The 16,870-nt window shown below is 34.2% G+C and carries 8 protein-coding genes and 1 pseudogene; 7 read left to right on the top strand and 2 right to left on the bottom strand.

All coding sequences use genetic code 11. The features are described 5' to 3' along the window. Positions 1 to 403, bottom strand: a pseudogene (locus B3C18_RS19175) (hypothetical protein); the annotation flags it as partial. A 288-nt stretch (positions 404 to 691) separates the two neighbouring features. Between B3C18_RS19175 and B3C18_RS19180 the strand changes: the two are divergent. Next, positions 692 to 3,043, top strand: coding sequence for a TonB-dependent receptor (locus tag B3C18_RS19180; RefSeq protein WP_291150342.1), 2,352 nt, complete (start codon positions 692 to 694; stop codon positions 3,041 to 3,043). A 66-nt stretch (positions 3,044 to 3,109) separates the two neighbouring features. After that, a complete protein-coding gene (locus B3C18_RS19185) occupies positions 3,110 to 3,898 on the top strand; it encodes a DUF4249 domain-containing protein (RefSeq protein WP_291150345.1) in 789 nt (262 codons plus the stop codon). A 409-nt stretch (positions 3,899 to 4,307) separates the two neighbouring features. On the opposite strand, the gene B3C18_RS19190 is transcribed toward B3C18_RS19185, so the two are convergent. Then, the gene (locus B3C18_RS19190) at positions 4,308 to 5,498 is read right to left on the bottom strand and encodes a tetratricopeptide repeat protein (protein WP_291150348.1); all 1,191 of its coding nucleotides are present in this window, start codon (positions 5,496 to 5,498) and stop codon (positions 4,308 to 4,310) included. A gap of 866 nt (positions 5,499 to 6,364) precedes the next feature. Here B3C18_RS19190 and B3C18_RS19195 point away from each other — a divergent pair. The 5 genes from B3C18_RS19195 (at position 6,365) to cas2 (ending at position 16,692) form a co-directional block, all read left to right on the top strand. Beyond that, on the top strand, positions 6,365 to 7,999 hold the full coding sequence (locus B3C18_RS19195) for a site-specific DNA-methyltransferase (protein WP_291150351.1): 1,635 nt from the start codon (positions 6,365 to 6,367) through the stop codon (positions 7,997 to 7,999). Positions 8,000 to 8,044: 45 nt separating this feature from the next. Continuing rightward, entirely contained in the window at positions 8,045 to 10,687 is a 2,643-nt protein-coding gene (locus B3C18_RS19200; protein ID WP_291150353.1) for a DEAD/DEAH box helicase, read from the top strand. 503 nt (positions 10,688 to 11,190) lie between these two features. Then, complete coding sequence (gene cas9 / locus B3C18_RS19205; RefSeq protein WP_291150355.1) at positions 11,191 to 15,330, top strand: type II CRISPR RNA-guided endonuclease Cas9; 4,140 nt, start codon at positions 11,191 to 11,193, stop codon at positions 15,328 to 15,330. 10 nt (positions 15,331 to 15,340) lie between these two features. Then, positions 15,341 to 16,285 carry a type II CRISPR-associated endonuclease Cas1 gene (gene cas1, locus B3C18_RS19210; protein WP_291150357.1) on the top strand — a complete coding sequence of 315 codons (945 nt, stop codon included), beginning with the start codon at positions 15,341 to 15,343 and terminating at the stop codon, positions 16,283 to 16,285. Between the two features lie 62 nt (positions 16,286 to 16,347). After that, the gene (gene cas2 / locus B3C18_RS19215) at positions 16,348 to 16,692 is read left to right on the top strand and encodes a CRISPR-associated endonuclease Cas2 (protein ID WP_291150361.1); all 345 of its coding nucleotides are present in this window, start codon (positions 16,348 to 16,350) and stop codon (positions 16,690 to 16,692) included. The last annotated feature ends 178 nt before the right edge of the window (positions 16,693 to 16,870 follow it).

A 16,870-nucleotide genomic window follows, 5' to 3' on the forward strand; every position in this document is an offset into this window, starting at 1 on the left:
AAGCTTTAAAGCTTATTTGACGACTAATAGAAAGTACTATACTTCTATTGTAAACCTGATGAGAAGCTCCCGGTAATTGTTTTCGAACAGGAAGAAGGGAGTGGCTCAATCGCAATCCTACAAACCATTTTTCTTTAACTACAAAACCCGCACCCAGATTAAATGTGAAGTCTTTATTACTAAAGGGATAAAGATCTGTTTGGAAAGGAAACGCTCCTCTGTTCGTATATTCTCCGGTATTAATCAATGCTGTTAATGCCGGACCAAATTCAACGTAACCATTTTTCTTGTTATATTGAAAGAGGATTGGGACTTCAAAGTAAGACAGACGTAATAAATAATCGCCATAACCAAGACGGCCTCCACCAGTTCCTTTCCCAAGTTCATATAGTTCAGCCTGCATGGTCTAGCTTTTACTTATTTTTATCTGAACCCACATTCCACCCATCAAGGCAGGTTTTGGATGAGTTTTTAAGGGAAAGCCTGTAATAGTACGCATTCCTAAACCTAATTTAAGCCCAAATTTACATTGAGGTTTTAATTTACCATGAGGGTGAAGATCAAGGCAAATGATTAACATCACACAAAAAAAGAAAAGTTTTTTCATTACTAATTAACGGAATTGTCATATGAAAATTGTTCTAATAACAGCGATTTCACAATAAAAATGAATATGTAACGTTTAGTCTTAATGATCTTAAAAATCCTTTATCTGTTTTTATTTTTAATGCTCTTTCAGGGTATTTATGCGCAAAATAAATTTACGATAAGCGGTTATATAAGCGAAAAAGGCAGTAAAGAAAATCTTCCCGGTGTTACAGTTTACGTTCCAAAATTAAAAGTTGGAACAGCTTCAAATAATTATGGCTTCTACTCTATTACATTACCAAAAGATTCAGTTGAAGTGATTTTTAGTTATGTCGGCTTTAAAGCAAAAAAAATCAGTTTCTATTTGGATAAAAATATAAGTTTCAATGTTGAAATGGGCGCTGAGCATCTTCAGGAAGTTACTGTAAGTGCTGAACAAACTAGAAAGATAAGCGAAGAAACTCAAATGAGTAGCGTTGACATACCTATCGAACAGATTAAACAAATTCCCGCTTTAATGGGAGAAAAGGATGTTTTAAAAGTAATTCAATTAATGCCAGGTGTACAAAAGGGAAGTGAAGGAAGTACAGGTATTTACGTTCGTGGCGGTGGTCCCGATCAAAATTTAATTATTTTGGACGAAGCTCCAGTATACAATGCTAATCATTTATTTGGTTTCTTTTCTGTATTTAATGGCGATGCGTTAAAAAGTGTGGAGTTAATCAAAGGAGGTTTTCCTGCAAGATACGGAGGTAGACTTTCGTCTGTAATTGATCTTCAAATGAAAGATGGGAATAAAGAAAAGATTCATGGAGAGGCTGGTATTGGCCTTATTGCTGCTCGTTTAACGCTAGAAGGTCCAATTATCAAAAACAAATGTTCGTTTCTTATATCGGGTAGAAGAACATACATAGATGCGCTTGTTGCTCCTTTTCTTCCCAAAGATGGAAAATTGGGATATTACTTTTATGACATAAATGCAAAAATAAATTACGTATTTAATGATAAAAATCGATTGTATTTAAGCGGATATTTTGGCCAGGATAAATTTTATTTGAAAAGAAAGACGGCGGATTCAGAAAGCATGTCTGGAATTAATTGGGGCAATGCAACAAGTACTTTGAGATGGAATCACTTATTCAATAGCCGGTTATTTTCAAACCTCTCATTTATTTTCACGAACTATAAATTAGGAATTGAGAACCAGGAAAAATATGACAATGATTATTATAATTTAAAATACACGTCCAATATTCGTGACTTTGGAGTAAAGTACAATTTTGATTTTATGCCCCATCCAAATCATTATATCAGGTTTGGCGCCAATGCTACCTGGCATCATTTTATTCCCCAGGCTTTGGTTATCAAAGCTTCCGATCCGGTTAATGAGCTCAATATTAAATCGCGTGCCATTGATACCTACGAAGGGGGGATTTTTATTGAAGATGATTGGAGAATGACTTCCAAGCTTAAAATGAATATTGGTTTCCGGCTTTCTGCTTTATCAAGTAAAGGAAATGATTTCTTTAATCCTGAACCAAGAGCAGCGGTAAGATATTTTTTAGGAAACAATTTCTCTTTGAAAGGCTCTTATGCCATGATGAATCAATACTTACATTTATTATCCAGCACAGGTATCGGGCTACCAACAGATTTGTGGGTGCCGGCAACCAACAAAGTAAAACCACAGCAATCGCAACAAGTGGCGCTGGGTTTAGCGAAGGACTTACCTAACAAAAACATAACCATTACTGTTGAAGGCTATTACAAATGGATGAAAAATGTATTGAATTACAAAGAAGGCGCAAACTTTTTGAATGTAGGTGATAATAGCAATCCCGAAACGCAAAACGATTGGCAAACCAAAGTTGTTTCGGGCACCGGTTTAAGTTATGGTGCTGAGCTGTTGATTCAAAAAAAAGTTGGAAAATTTACCGGATGGATTGGTTACACCTTATCGTGGACCTGGTTGCAATTTGATTCGTTAAACTTTGGAGAAAGATTTCCTGCACGTTACGACAGAAGACATGATATTTCGGTAGTTGGCATCTATAAAATAAATGATCACATTACCCTTTCTGCTACCTGGGTATATGGAACAGGAAACGCCATCACATTACCAATCGCTTCTTATGGCATAGAGCAACATACGATTCCGGGCACACAACAGCAAGCGCGACCTGGTGAGCTTTGGCCTTACACCATAGGTGGTGATTATGGAAAAAAGAATTCTTTCCGTATGTCTCCGTATCATCGCATGGATATTGGCATCCAGTTCCATAAAAAATTAAAGCGTTGTGTTCGCACCTTTGAAGTTAGTTTGTATAATGTTTACAGTCGTCAAAATCCGTTCTTCTATTATATAAGTTACGATAATGACTCAAAGAAGAACAAATTGATGCAGGCATCTTTGTTTCCAATTTTACCAAGTGTTTCATGGAGTTATAAATTTTAAATGATGAGGATATTTTTTATATTACTAATAAGTTGTTTTTTGTTTCTGTCGTGTACAAAAGAAGCGATGGTGAAATTACCCGAAGCAAAACCGTTGCCGGTGGTGTATTCGTATATATGCCCTACTGACTCCGTCATCCGTTTAAAATTACTATCGTCTTCGCCTTTATATAGCAGCAATCAAATAGATGTCCTGGCACCGGTTTCCGATGGAGATGTGAAGATTAGCAGTACGCAGGGAACAACACAACTCATTTTTAATCAAAACACACAGTATTACGAATTAAACACAAATACCTACCCTATTGTACCCGGACAAGTTTATAAAATGACGGTAATAACAATCAATGGTGATGTAGCCACAGCGGAAACACAAGTGCCCTCCGTAGCCGTTCCTCTAAACACGGTAACAGTAGAAACCATTACTGAAAATTACCAAACAAGCGATAGAATAAAAACCTTTTTTACCGATGATGCTAATGGCGTAAATTATTACCGGATAGCTGCATCACATGGTTTTGTTTATAATGGTCAAACTGACACAATAGTTAACGATACGCGAATTAATGAGCTGTATAGCGATTTGAACCATAATGGAGAAAGCAGCTCTTTGGATGGTAGGTTTTATCAAAGAGTTGATTCTACTCAGTACTATTCTACTGAGTATTATGATGTTTTTCTTTATAATTGCAGCGAATCGTATTACAAGTTTTATAAGTCGCTTAAAAATTACTCTGGCAATGGAATCAGTTTTCCCCCTCAAGCCGAGTCAACCCTCATTTACTCCAATGTAAAAGGTGGTTTTGGTTGTTTTGCAGCCTATACAAGTAGTAAGCTCAGATACAAAAAGAAATAACAGATCAATTTCTTTCTCTATTCATGAAATCGATCCTTTTCTTAACGCTTGTTCCTTATGTCTAGTTGGTGAGGTATCAATTAAGGGGCCGTGGATCATTGAATTGGCGCACGTAAGGATTAATCACGTGGTGTTTCTTTAACTTTTGTTCAAATGAACAAAAGTAATATAAAAGGGTCAGAGTTGCCCAAAATGTTTAAGTAATACCCAAGGGTCAAAGGTATAGTACACTAAAACCATTGGTACGACCGACACAGGAGCGATGCGCCCGGTAGCGCTCGGGACCTCTAAAAAAACCCTCTGAATCAATTGATTTCAGAGGGTTTTTTGTTCGAAATCTTATCGACGGCCCTTAGAGATATTAATCTGTTTTAAATCAACGATCTACCGTTCGAACTAAGTTAGGCGTTCAACGTGACACGCGCTTCTCTATCTTGCGAATCTGATTATGACCGTGTTCATTTTTCGGGTTCATCTCGACGGACTTTTTATAATTGAACAATGCAAGCGAATACTCCTTAGCCTTCATGTAACCATCGGCCAGGCTGTCATAACAATTCCAGGATTTCGGAAAATATTTTACGTTCAGTTTAAATACATTAATTGCTGCAGTTAATTTTCCTTTTTCAAGTAACGCGTATCCAACATCATTTACATCAAGTTCCATAACCTTGATCATAGGATATAGTTTTTCAGCTTCAATAAAATCATCAAGCGCCAGGGAGTCGTTAGCGACGCTGCTTACTGCCAAAGACCGGACAGCTTCTTTAGCATTATTCCATTTTGAATAATGGAATTGGCCTGCGGTGTTATCGGGAAACATTTCAGGGATTATCAGGATTCTATCTTTATTGTTGAGTTCATTTTTGAGATTGAATTTGACTGTTACTCTGTAATCATGATAAAAATATAAGTTTACTGTTCCTTCATTGAGATCATAAATTGTTGTGTAAAGAGTCCCACCAAATCCCTTTCCAAAATCCTGATGAAGAGTATCACTCAGTTGAGTAAGATAACTCATGCTTGTGTCAATACGCTGCTCCATCAACTTTCTTCCTTTCTGATAGTATGGTATGTTCAGATCCTGAACATTAGAGGTTTGCGAAGGACAAAAATTAGATAACAAATAATTATCCTCATTTCCCATCATCATGGTATCAGCTTCTACCACCAGGTACTTACCGTTTTTTTCAACGTATAATAACATGCCGCCGTTTAAGGGACTCAAATCATATTTATCTAACATTGCAGCAACTTCAGCAGTATTCTGGCATTTCTTTATGACGTCTTTGAAGAGAGTCGGGTAAAATTTCAATTTCCCGGCTTTGTATTTGATTTGCCTTTCCTGTACAGAAAAACCATCAAATACGAGGCCCTTTTCGTTCATGCCTCCCTGTGCAACAAGGTTATCCTGTCCTACATACATTGCTCCATATTCACCGGCTTTTCCTTTTTCAAACCATATTCGCGTATTTGCATCCCAATAGTCCTCATTATTTCCAACAAAGGTTTTCCCATTTTTGGTTATTTTATATACGGTGCATGGAATTGCATGTAAAAAACCAAAAAGGAAAGTGATAGAAAGTAATTTTATTTTCATAGTTTCTGATTAGAAGCTTGCTGTTAATGTAGATTATTAATTTCAGTTATAGTATAACACTTTATTTTAGAAAGGATACACTAAACCTAATTTTATTATCACCTGTTAAGCCCCAGTCAATTTAAAATAGTCATATAAATCAGCCAGTTTCCGTATGTCCTCTAGCAATTCGTTCGAAATTAGTATGTTTGGGACTTCTTTAAAAGGCGCAAATTTTAAAATTTGCGCCTTTTGTATTTTTAATCCTTATAAATATGAAATAAGTTATTTTAAATGATGGACTTATTTTAAAATCAATTCTTAAGAGGCTAATCGCATCTTTTTCACAAAAAATTATGAAAAAAACCAAAAAAAATTTCATAAAATTTTTTTGAGCAAAATCAATGGCTGCATTCATTCTGATGTAAGATTTTTCGATTTTTTGTAAATTCTCTGAAAGTGTATGCGTTTGTTTTTAAAAATAAATGATTTAGTTTTGGAGTTGTACTTATAATTTGCCCTATATTTTTTAACACATTATGCAATGACAAATAACTTGATAATCACTACAAGTGATTATAGAATAAACAAATTATGAAATTTTGATTTAAAAAATAATTTATACTTTTAATGTGCCCTAAAAAATAGTGCATATTATTTTAACACTTAAAATTAATATTATAAGAGAAAAATAAAATAATAACCAGCGTCTAACCAATCAACTGTATCCGAAAAGGTCGAATTTTCAAATTGAAACAGAAGTATTGCAAAACGCTCACGGACATACGTGGGCTTGCTTTCTTTGTTTCAAAGGTATTCGACCACCTCGGATATAGAGTTAGCATCCCCACGTTAACAAAGTGTTCGTGCATAAAACAAGACAAACTATGCCTACACTCAACTGGATTGGAAAAGAAAAAATCATCAATCATCACCTTGATGTCCCTTACCGTGTATTAAACCACCAATATGGGTTTACTGAAAAAGCAAAACACAAAACAGAAACCCATAGTGGCAACAAGATCATTCATGGCGATAACCTGGAAGCTCTAAAATCCTTACTGCCAGAATACGAAGGGAAGATAAAGTGCATTTATATTGACCCGCCTTATAACACAGGCAATGAAGGTTGGGTTTATAACGATAACGTTAGTCATCCGAAAATTCAAAAATGGTTAGGTGAAATTGTAGGCAAAGAAAGTGAAGATTTGACCAGACATGATAAATGGCTTTGCATGATGTATCCAAGATTACAGCTATTACATCGCTTGCTCGCAGATGATGGCGCTATTTTTATCTCAATAGATGATAATGAGCAAGCGTATCTCAAATCAATAATGGATGAAATTTTTGGACCAAAAAATTTCATTGGAAGTTTTATCATTAATACTACACCAAATGCGCGTGACTATGGTCATATAGGAAAAATGCATGAATTTGCACTTTTTTATGCAAAGAAAGAGTATACGCTAACTTCAAATATGGTTCCTGATAAAGATAAAAAATTCAAATATCAGGACGAAATAAGTGGATTCAATATTCATCCTTTGTATAATAGTAATGTTGCATTCACACCTGACAACCGACCGAATCTATATTATCCATTCTATCTTTATCCCACCAATATTTTAGAAAAAGACTTTTTTGAAATAGGCCTTGAGAAAAAAAATAAATCAATTGAGATATTCCCTCCAAAATCAGTAAAAGACAACGTTCAATTTGTTTGGCGGTGGGGAAAAGACAAATCTTTTTCTGAATTAAATAAAGAAATAATTGGATACAAAACCGAATCTGGAGAATATAGAGTAGTTCAGAAAATGCGTCACTCCAGTAAATTGATAAGATCAATTCAATTAGAGAAAGAACACACTAGTAGAAGAGGGACTGCAATTTTAGAAGAAATATTTTCTAAAAAAACATTTTCATTTCCAAAACCGACTGATTTAATTCAATTATTCTTACAAGTAGTTTCTGAAGAAAATGCAATTATTCTAGACTCCTTCGCGGGAAGTGGCACTACTGCCCACGCAGTTCTCAATTTAAATAAACAGGATGGCGGTAATCGCAAATTCATTTTAGTGGAACTGGAAGACTACGCCGAAACCATTACTGCCGAACGTGTAAAGCGTGTTATAAAAGGATACGGAGATACAGAAGGAACAGGCGGAAGCTTTGATTATTATACCATTGGTGAGCCTTTATTTGATGAGAACCAAAACCTGAATGAATTAATTCCGGAAGAAAAAATCAAAGCATATATCTGGTATTCGGAAACAAGGAGCCAGTATAAACCTCAACAAGACAATCCGCATTTTCTTGGTATCTATAATGATACCGGCTACTATTTTATTTATAATAAAAAGGAGCCGACAACCCTGGATTTTGATTCTTTAGCTGAACATATTACTGAAAAATCAGAACGATATGTCGTATATGCCGATAACTGCTTACTACCGGAAAGTTTTTTAAGATCAACTAACATCGAATTCAAAAAAATACCACGAAACATTACCCGTTTTTAAACGTCGCTTCGAGCGTAGTCTAGAAGCAACATTATATATTATATTATGGAATTAAAACCCTACCAAAAACAGGTTATTGATCACCTGAATGGTTATTTCAATTATCTACAGGAAGATAAACATCCTGCCAAAGCCTTTAACCGCTATTGGGAAGACAAAGCCGGTATGTATAATCCGCTCAGCGGCGATGGCATGCGTCCTTATAAAGATAATGTTCCGGAGGCAGTTCATTTAAGCATTAAAGTGCCAACGGCCGGTGGCAAAACCTTTATTGCCTGCAATGCCATTAAAACAATCTTTGATGCGATGCCACACCAAAAAACAAAAGCGGTGGTATGGCTCGTGCCATGGAGTAATTTATTGGATCAAACGGTTAAAAATTTATCCGATCCCGATCATCCGTATTGTCAGAAATTGAACAGCTTATTTAATAACCGTCTTAGCGTTTACGAAAAAAAAGACTTGTTACAAGGTGCAAGTTTTAATCCTTCTATTGTTCAGGAGCAATTAAGCATTATGGTGTTGAATTTTGCATCAGTACGTGCAAAAAATAAAGATGACCGAAAAATATTTGAACAGAATGGTGCACTTGCTGTTTTTTCGCAAACGTATAAAAACAAATTACATGTGCTGGAAAACACAGATGAAACGGCGCTGATTAATGTAATACGAAGTTTGAACCCAATTTTAGTGGTTGATGAAAGCCATAATGCAGAAAGTGACTTAAGCGTTGAAATGCTGCAGAACCTGAACCCAAGTTTTATTCTGGATTTAACGGCCACGCCAAAAGAAAATGCTAATGTCATCAGTTTGGTTTCTGCTATGGAATTAAAAAAAGAAAACATGGTGAAACTTCCCGTTATTGTATATAATCATGAAAGCATTGAAGGCGTTATAGAAAGTGCCATTCATTTACAGCACAAACTGGAAACCGAGGCGTTGGAAATGCAAGCAAACGGAGGCAAATATATTCGTCCTATTGTTTTGTTCCAGGCACAATCAAAGGGGAAAGAAGAAAATATGACGTTTCATAAGCTCAAACAACAACTCATTAAGATTGGCATAAACGAAGAAAAAATAAAAATAAAAACAGCCGACATCAATGAGTTAAAACAAGTTGATTTACTCAGTAAAGACTGTCCTGTGCGTTACATCATTACTGTAAATGCTTTAAAAGAAGGATGGGATTGCCCCTTTGCGTACATTCTTGCTTCATTGGCCGACAGGTCTTCACAAACAGATGTAACACAAATCCTTGGTCGTGTACTGCGCCAACCTTATGTCATGAAACATAAAAACCCCATGCTGAACGTTTCCTATGTATTAACTTCTTCTTCCAAATTTCATGAGACGCTTAACTCGATTATAAAAGGCTTACAGGATTGTGGCTTTAGTGAAAATGATTACCGTGGAAAAGATGTTATGCCTGAAAACATAAAAGAAGAAATTACACAAACAATACCTGAAAACAAATCACAAAAAGAAACCAAACAGCCCTTTAATGAGATCACCGAAATATTTGACCCAAAAAAAATTTCAGTTGATATCAATACTAAAAAAACAGTTTCAAAACCTGTTATTGCCGATATAGAATCAATTGCAATTAAACAGAGCCAGGAAATGGATCAACAAATATCAAATCAGGATGATACAGATTATATTATTCAAAACCTTTCAGAATTGGGAATTAAAGCAACATATTATAAAATGCGTGAAAGCGTTGAGGCACAGGCAAAACAAATTACGCTTCCAAAATTTATCATCAAAGTAAAAAATCTTGAAAAATTTGACCTCGAAAATGATTCGGTATTACTTGACAGAGCAAACTTATTAAAAGGCTTTAAGTTATCCGACAAAGGGCATGATATTAAATTTGAAAGCATTGTATCTGAATTATATAAAATTGATACGGAAGAAATACGAAACGGAGAATACCGGATGAGCTCCTATAAGTTTGAAAATCCACAATTACAGGAGCAAGTGGCAGAATATATTTTAGCTAAACCCAAAGAAGGCCAGGTAAAAGATATTATGCACCGTGTTGTAAAACAAATAGGCGACATGTACCCAATTCCTGATGCCGATATAAAAAAATATGTTGGGCGTATTTTGGAAGATATGTCCACAGAACAACTGCGTGATTTTTTACAACATCAATTATCTTATACCGACCTGATTAAACAAAAAATAAAATTACTGGCTGATGGACATGCAGAACTGATTTTTAATGAATGGATAGATATTGGAAAGATTAACACACAAACCGCATGGAAATTGCCCGCCATGATTATTCCCGTAAAAACCTCTGCCAACATTAGCAATTCATTATATACGCATGAAGGCGATATGAATGGGTTGGAACTGCAATTTATTATGGAAATAGCCAACTACCCAAATATTGCTTTTTGGCACCGCAATCTTGGAAAAGGGAAAGGCTTTTCATTGAATGGCTATAAATCTGAACATTATCCCGATTTTATTTTAGTAACTAAAAACAACAAGGTTATTTTGGTAGAGACAAAAGGCGGTGACCGTGACAATTCGGATAGTGAAGCCAAACTGCGTCTCGGCAAAAAGTGGGCGGAGCTTTCAGGTCCCGATTATAAATACCTGATGGTATTTGACAAAAATGCTATTGAAGGCGCTTATAATTTGGACAAGGCTAAAGAATTGATCAAACAAATGTAGATTAAATAATATCAACCAATAAAAAAACTATGGCAACAACCGTTTATTCTTTAAAGAAAAAAGCAAACACAGATGAAATGCACGTATTTGAGTGCGCTCCTACTTTTTCTGGTTTCTGCGCTTGCAACCAAAAATCCATATGTGGCAAGATGGATAAATCAGAACATCACCTGGATATATTTTCATGTGTAAGTGAGGATACTGCTAGAGAAGGAAGTGCACAAAGAGGAAGAAAAGTTTGTGGCACGTGCGTTAGTAAATTGTACACTACTTATTAAGTATCAAAAATATGTTTTATATTTATTATACAAAAAAAGCGAGAGTTGCCTCCCGCTTTAGATGTTTTCATAATGGAGTTGATTTAAATAAACGTTAGAAATAAAAAATACATTAAATAAAAAAATCCCACGGAGTACGCAGGATTTAAGAATTATCTTCGGCTTATAGCCTTATTGTGATAAGCTTTCGGTACAAAGCTAAATAAAAAATTGAAATAAAAAAATATGGAAAAAATTTTAGGTGTTGATTTAGGAACAAATAGTATTGGATGGGCAATTAGAGATTTAAACGAAAATGAAAACCAAATAATTGACAAGGGAGTACTAACCTTTGATAAAGGAGTTGCTGAAGATAAATCAGGCGAACATCCTATGGTACAAAAACGAACGGATGCAAGAGGAATTAGAAGAAACTATCAGGCTGAAAAATACAGAAAATGGGAATTATTAAAAATTCTTATCGAAAACAAAATGTGTCCACTTTCAATTGATGAATTGAATGAATGGCGACATTACTCAAAACCATTTGGTAGAAAATATCCTAAATCTGAAAAATTCATACAATGGCTAAGATTTGACTTTGATGGGGATGGAAAGACTGATTTTGAAAGATTTGGATTTAGTAAGCATGAAAGCTATTACTTATTTCGTAGCTTAATTGTTGATGAAACAAAAAAAGAAATTTTTAAAAAAGAACCATATATAATTGGAAGAATACTATATCTTCTAGTTCAGAGAAGAGGTTATAATGACGGAAGCGAAATAGATGAAAATGAAAAAAATGAATTAAGTAAAACTATTATGAAAGGTGGCGGGGACGCTGGCGCTTTAGGAGCGAATGAAATAGAACCTTTTATAGAAAAATACAAAACCCTAGGAGCTGCGCTATATCATATACAAAAAGAACAAAAAGTAAGAATTAGAAAACGATATAATCTAAGAAGCAGATATGAAGCTGAATTGAAAGAAATATGTAGAGTTCAAAATATTGAACACCTTTATAAATTATTTTGGAAATCAATTATTTGGCAACGACCGTTAAGAGGACAAAAAGGTCTAGTTGGCATTTGCACCTTTGAACAAAATAAACGCAGATGTCCAATTAGCCATCCTCTGTATGAAGAATATCGTACATGGGTATTTATAAATAATTTGAAAATAAAACCGATCGATGATTGTGATACTGGTAATAAAAAAATTCAAGAGATATTGAGCTCTATAGTATACCCAGAGTTTTATAGGGCTTCTCCCGATTTTAAATTGTCAGTAATCAAGAAGAAATTAGAAAAAGTAGGTTATTTCATAACTGCTAAATTTCCTGACGATACCAAAGTTAATACTGTACAATTTTTGTATAGAATTCAAGAGATTTTTGGCGATGAATGGAAAGATAAATTAGGTTGGCAAAATTTAATCGAAAACAAACCTAAAGATTTAGATTGTAATTATAATATAGAAGACCTTTGGCATTTACATTTTGTTAAAACAACAAACAAAAATACTGGGGAAACTGGGACCGATTTTTTAAACCGTTTTGCCGTAGAAAAACTATCATTAAATGAAGATGAGGCTAAATCTTTTTCAAAAATACGCTTACAACAGGGTTATGCAACCCTAAGTGTAAATGCAATCAAGAAAATTGTCCCATACTTACAAAAAGGCTTTATATACAGTGAAGCAATTTACATGGCAAATTTACCAAAAGTACTTGGTAGAAATGAAATTACAGAAACAGACATACAACATTTTTCTCAAGAAGTAAGTGCAATAATACAAAATGATAAACTACAAAATAAATATATTCAGACTGTAAATGAACTCATTAGTGACCAATTGAATGCAGAAGCAGATACTCGTTTTGGAATGGATGAATCATATCAATTAGATGAAAGTGATTTAACAGACATTGAAAATAAATTGCTTTTAGTATTTGGGCATGTTTCATGGAACAAACTTAGTAATATAGAAAGACAAGATGCTCTAAATTTTGTGAGTAATAAATATCTAGCCTTTCTACAAAAAAAGATTTACTCTAAAAATGTATTTGAAAAGCCGAAGCGATTACATGACAAAATATTCAATTGGATAAGTGAAACATATGGAATTAAATTAGAAAATAAAAAATATTTATGGCATCCTTCTGAGCAAGAAACTTATAAAAAAGCAATTGAAAAAAATGGCTTAAAATATTTAGGCAGCCCAGAGCCAATTAGTAAAGGATTTAAGAATCCAATGGCATTGAAGACTTTACATAAATTGAAAAAATTAATTAATTATTTAATTGAAACAAAGAAGATTGATGAAGAGACTAGAATTGTTATAGAAATAGCTAGAGAATTAAATGACACGAATAAGCGCAAAGCGATTGAGCGTTGGCAAAGAGAAAGGGAAGCTCAAAATGTTACTTACAGAAAGCAAATTATAGAAATTAACAAAGAGTGTAAAACTTCATTTGATGAAAATGATAAAAATTTGATAGATAAAATAAGATTATGGGAAGAACAAAATAGAAGATGTATTTATACAGGAAAATCAATAGGTTTATGTGATATCCTTGATGGAAGTAAATATGATTATGAACACAGTATACCTGCAAGTATGAGTTTTGACAATGAATTAAAAAATTTAACAATTGCAGACAAAACATATAACCAACAAATTAAAGGCAAAAAACTACCTACTGAGTGTCCTAATTATGATATTGAATATGTATATAATGGAGTGAAATATGAACCAATAATAAACACTTTACAGAGTATCTTTGGTAAATTAATAATAGAAGAAAAAACTATAAAAGGAAAAAAAGTTACTAAAAGTAATTTTAAAAAAATCATTGATTTAGAGAAAATTTATCAGGAATGGAAGGACAAAACTTCAGAAGATAAAGAAATAAGAGACAATATTATTATCAAACGTCATTATCTGAAAATGGAGTTAGATTATTGGCGCTATAAACTTCAAACTTTTACAATAACTGAATATAAAGCTGGATGGCGAAATAGCCAGTTAAGGGATACTCAAACTATTACTAAATATGCTTTACCTTTTTTGAAAACCGTGTTTAAAAAAGTAGAAGTTCAAAAAGGGAATATCACATCAGACTTTCGAAAAATATTTAAAATACAACCTCGTTTAGAAAAAAAGGAACGCACCAAACATAGTCACCATGCTATTGACGCGGCAGTTCTAACACTAATACCACCTGCTACTATACGTGATAAAATTTTAGCTAAATATAATGAAGCAAATGAAATAAATACAGGTTATCATGAAACGCCAAGACAATGGACTAATTTTAAAACCTCACACATCATAAATATAGAAAATGAAATTTTAATCAATTATTTACCAGAACATCGCACACTTATAGCTACCAAAAAGAATGTTCGTAAACGAGGAGAAGTGCAATTTGTAAAAGAAAAGTCAAATGATGGAAAATGGCATTATAAAATAGATGAGAAGGGTAAAAAAATACCATTGGTAGCTAAAGGTGATAGCATTAGAGGGCAGTTACACAAAGACAGTTTTTTCGGTGCTATAAAAAGTGGGAAAGAAATTATATTAGTAGAACGCTATCCCATTTCATCTTTCACTAATATAAACGATTGTAAACACATTGTAGATGATAAAGTCAGGGAGTTAGTTCAAAATGAATTACAAAAAAGAATGGACTCAGGCTTAAGTTTTGACAAGGCTAAATTAGAACCCGTACCTTTTCATAAAGGCAATGAAGTAATTAAGAAAGTTCGTTGCAAAGTTGCTGCTGGAAGAGGTTATTTAACTACAGAAAGGGCTATAGCAATTCACCAACATGACTTCAAATCTAAAAAAGAATATAAACATCATATCTATGCTCAAAATGATACAAATACTTTTTGTCTGTACTATGAAAATACAATTGATAAAAAAATAAACAGAGCATTTAGAATAATGGGATTATTTGAACTAGCACAATTGAGTATAAAAAACGAAAATGAACTACTAAATGAACCCTATTATAATAATATTATCACGGGCAAAGGAAAAAACACAACAGAAATCCCTTTAGTTCACATACTTAAAGTTGGAGTAAAATGTATTTTTTATGACGAAACTTTAGAAGAGTTAAAGGACCTAAATCATAAAATCATACTAGGGCGTTTATTTCGTATCTACAAATTTAATGAGATAGGAGTTACAAGATACATTTATTTACAAAACCATCTAGAGGCAAGAAAAAATGATGAGTTAGGTAATGGAGATACAGAGTTTAAAAAGGATAAATATCATTCCAGATTAATGATTGGGGCAGATAAATTTAATTGTGCAATAGAAAATAGAGATTTTGAAATAAAACTCGATGGTACAATAAATTGGTTATTTTAATTTAAATCAAATGATAAAACGCACACTCTATTTTGGTAACCCGTCGTATTTGAGTATTAAACATGCTCAATTAGCTGTCCGTTTACCCGAAGTAGAGAGTTTTGTCAGTTCGAGCGTAGTCGAAAACATTACTGAATTTAAACGGGATGCTTTAGCTACTATCCCCGTTGAGGATATTGGTATTGTGGTCATAGATAATCCGCAAATTACTTTAACGAGTGGTTTGTTACAAGCACTACAAGAAAATAATGTAGCCGTTATTATTTGTGATTACCGTCATATGCCACAAAGCTTGTTATTACCTATTGAGGGTAACAGCATACAGCAAGAACGATATGAGGCTCAATTAAGCGCGAGTGAACCATTAAAAAAACAATTGTGGCAGCAAACCATTTCTCAAAAAATAAAAAATCAGGCAGCTGCCTTAGAAAGCAAAACATTACCTGCGGATTATTTAATACCCTTGCACCGCAACGTAAAAAGTGGGGACACGGATAATTGCGAGGCCACTGCCGCCGTGTATTATTGGCAAACCATTTTCAGGCATGTCAACGGCTTTGTTCGTCACCGCGAAGGTCCGCCACCCAATAATTTTTTAAATTATGGTTATGCCATTTTACGAGCCACTATGGCACGTAGTATTGTAGCCGCGGGCTTGCTCCCTACCCTTGGTATTTTTCATAAAAACAGGTACAATGCCTACTGCCTGGCAGATGACTTAATGGAACCTTATCGCCCTTATGTTGACCAAATAGTCCATCAAATGGTAGAAGAGATGGGCATAACAGAAGACATGACCAAAGAACATAAGGCTGTTTTATTAAAAATACCGGCTGTTGATGTGACAATAGATGGCGAAAAAAGCCCTTTAATGATAGCCACACAGCGCACCGCGGTGAGCATTGTAAAATGTTTTAATGGCGAACAACGTAAAATACTGTACCCTGAACTTTAACACTTTCCCCCTTTGAAGGGGGTGTCCGCAGGACGGGGGATGTAAATATTAATACAAACACCATGAACCTAAACACCGAACGCTTAAACGCTTACCGAGTTATGTGGACATTAGTCATGTATGATTTACCAACCGAAACCAAAAAAGAACGGAAAGCGGCAGCCCGTTTCCGTAAAGAATTAATGCAGGATGGCTTCAGTATGTTTCAGTTTAGCATGTATGTGAGGCATAGTGCCAGCAGCGAAAATGCTGATGTACACAAAAGAAGGGTAAAAACACTATTACCCGAACATGGTAAAGTGGGGATTTTACAAATTACCGATAAGCAATTTGGGCAAATTGAGCTGTTTTATGGTACAAAAAAGCACGATTTGCCTGATGTTCCCCAACAATTGGAACTTTTTTAACATTTTGGCAGACCTTGAAGGTTTTTAAAACCTTCAAGGTCTGCCAAATAGAAACAAAAAATCCGCCTTTCGGGCGGACAATTGTTCGATAAAACCTCATTTTTATTATTGATAAATTTACCTAAAACCATTGATTTTGTTGTGGTTTTCGACTTATATGGTGTTTATCAATAAGTCA

The organism is Flavobacterium sp. UBA7680 (genome assembly GCF_002482975.1).
GTDB lineage: Bacteria > Bacteroidota > Bacteroidia > Flavobacteriales > Flavobacteriaceae > Flavobacterium.

Bases quoted from the DNA above. Each gene is read 5' to 3' on its own strand.
- B3C18_RS19180 (WP_291150342.1), top strand. From the start codon at position 692: ATGATCTTAAAAATCCTTTATCTGTTTTTATTTTTAATGCTCTTTCAG.
- B3C18_RS19185 (WP_291150345.1), top strand. From the start codon at position 3,110: ATGGTGAAATTACCCGAAGCAAAACCGTTGCCGGTGGTGTATTCGTAT.
- B3C18_RS19190 (WP_291150348.1), bottom strand. From the start codon at position 5,498: ATGAAAATAAAATTACTTTCTATCACTTTCCTTTTTGGTTTTTTACAT.
- B3C18_RS19195 (WP_291150351.1), top strand. From the start codon at position 6,365: ATGCCTACACTCAACTGGATTGGAAAAGAAAAAATCATCAATCATCAC.
- B3C18_RS19200 (WP_291150353.1), top strand. From the start codon at position 8,045: ATGGAATTAAAACCCTACCAAAAACAGGTTATTGATCACCTGAATGGT.
- cas9 (WP_291150355.1), top strand. From the start codon at position 11,191: ATGGAAAAAATTTTAGGTGTTGATTTAGGAACAAATAGTATTGGATGG.
- cas1 (WP_291150357.1), top strand. From the start codon at position 15,341: ATGATAAAACGCACACTCTATTTTGGTAACCCGTCGTATTTGAGTATT.
- cas2 (WP_291150361.1), top strand. From the start codon at position 16,348: ATGAACCTAAACACCGAACGCTTAAACGCTTACCGAGTTATGTGGACA.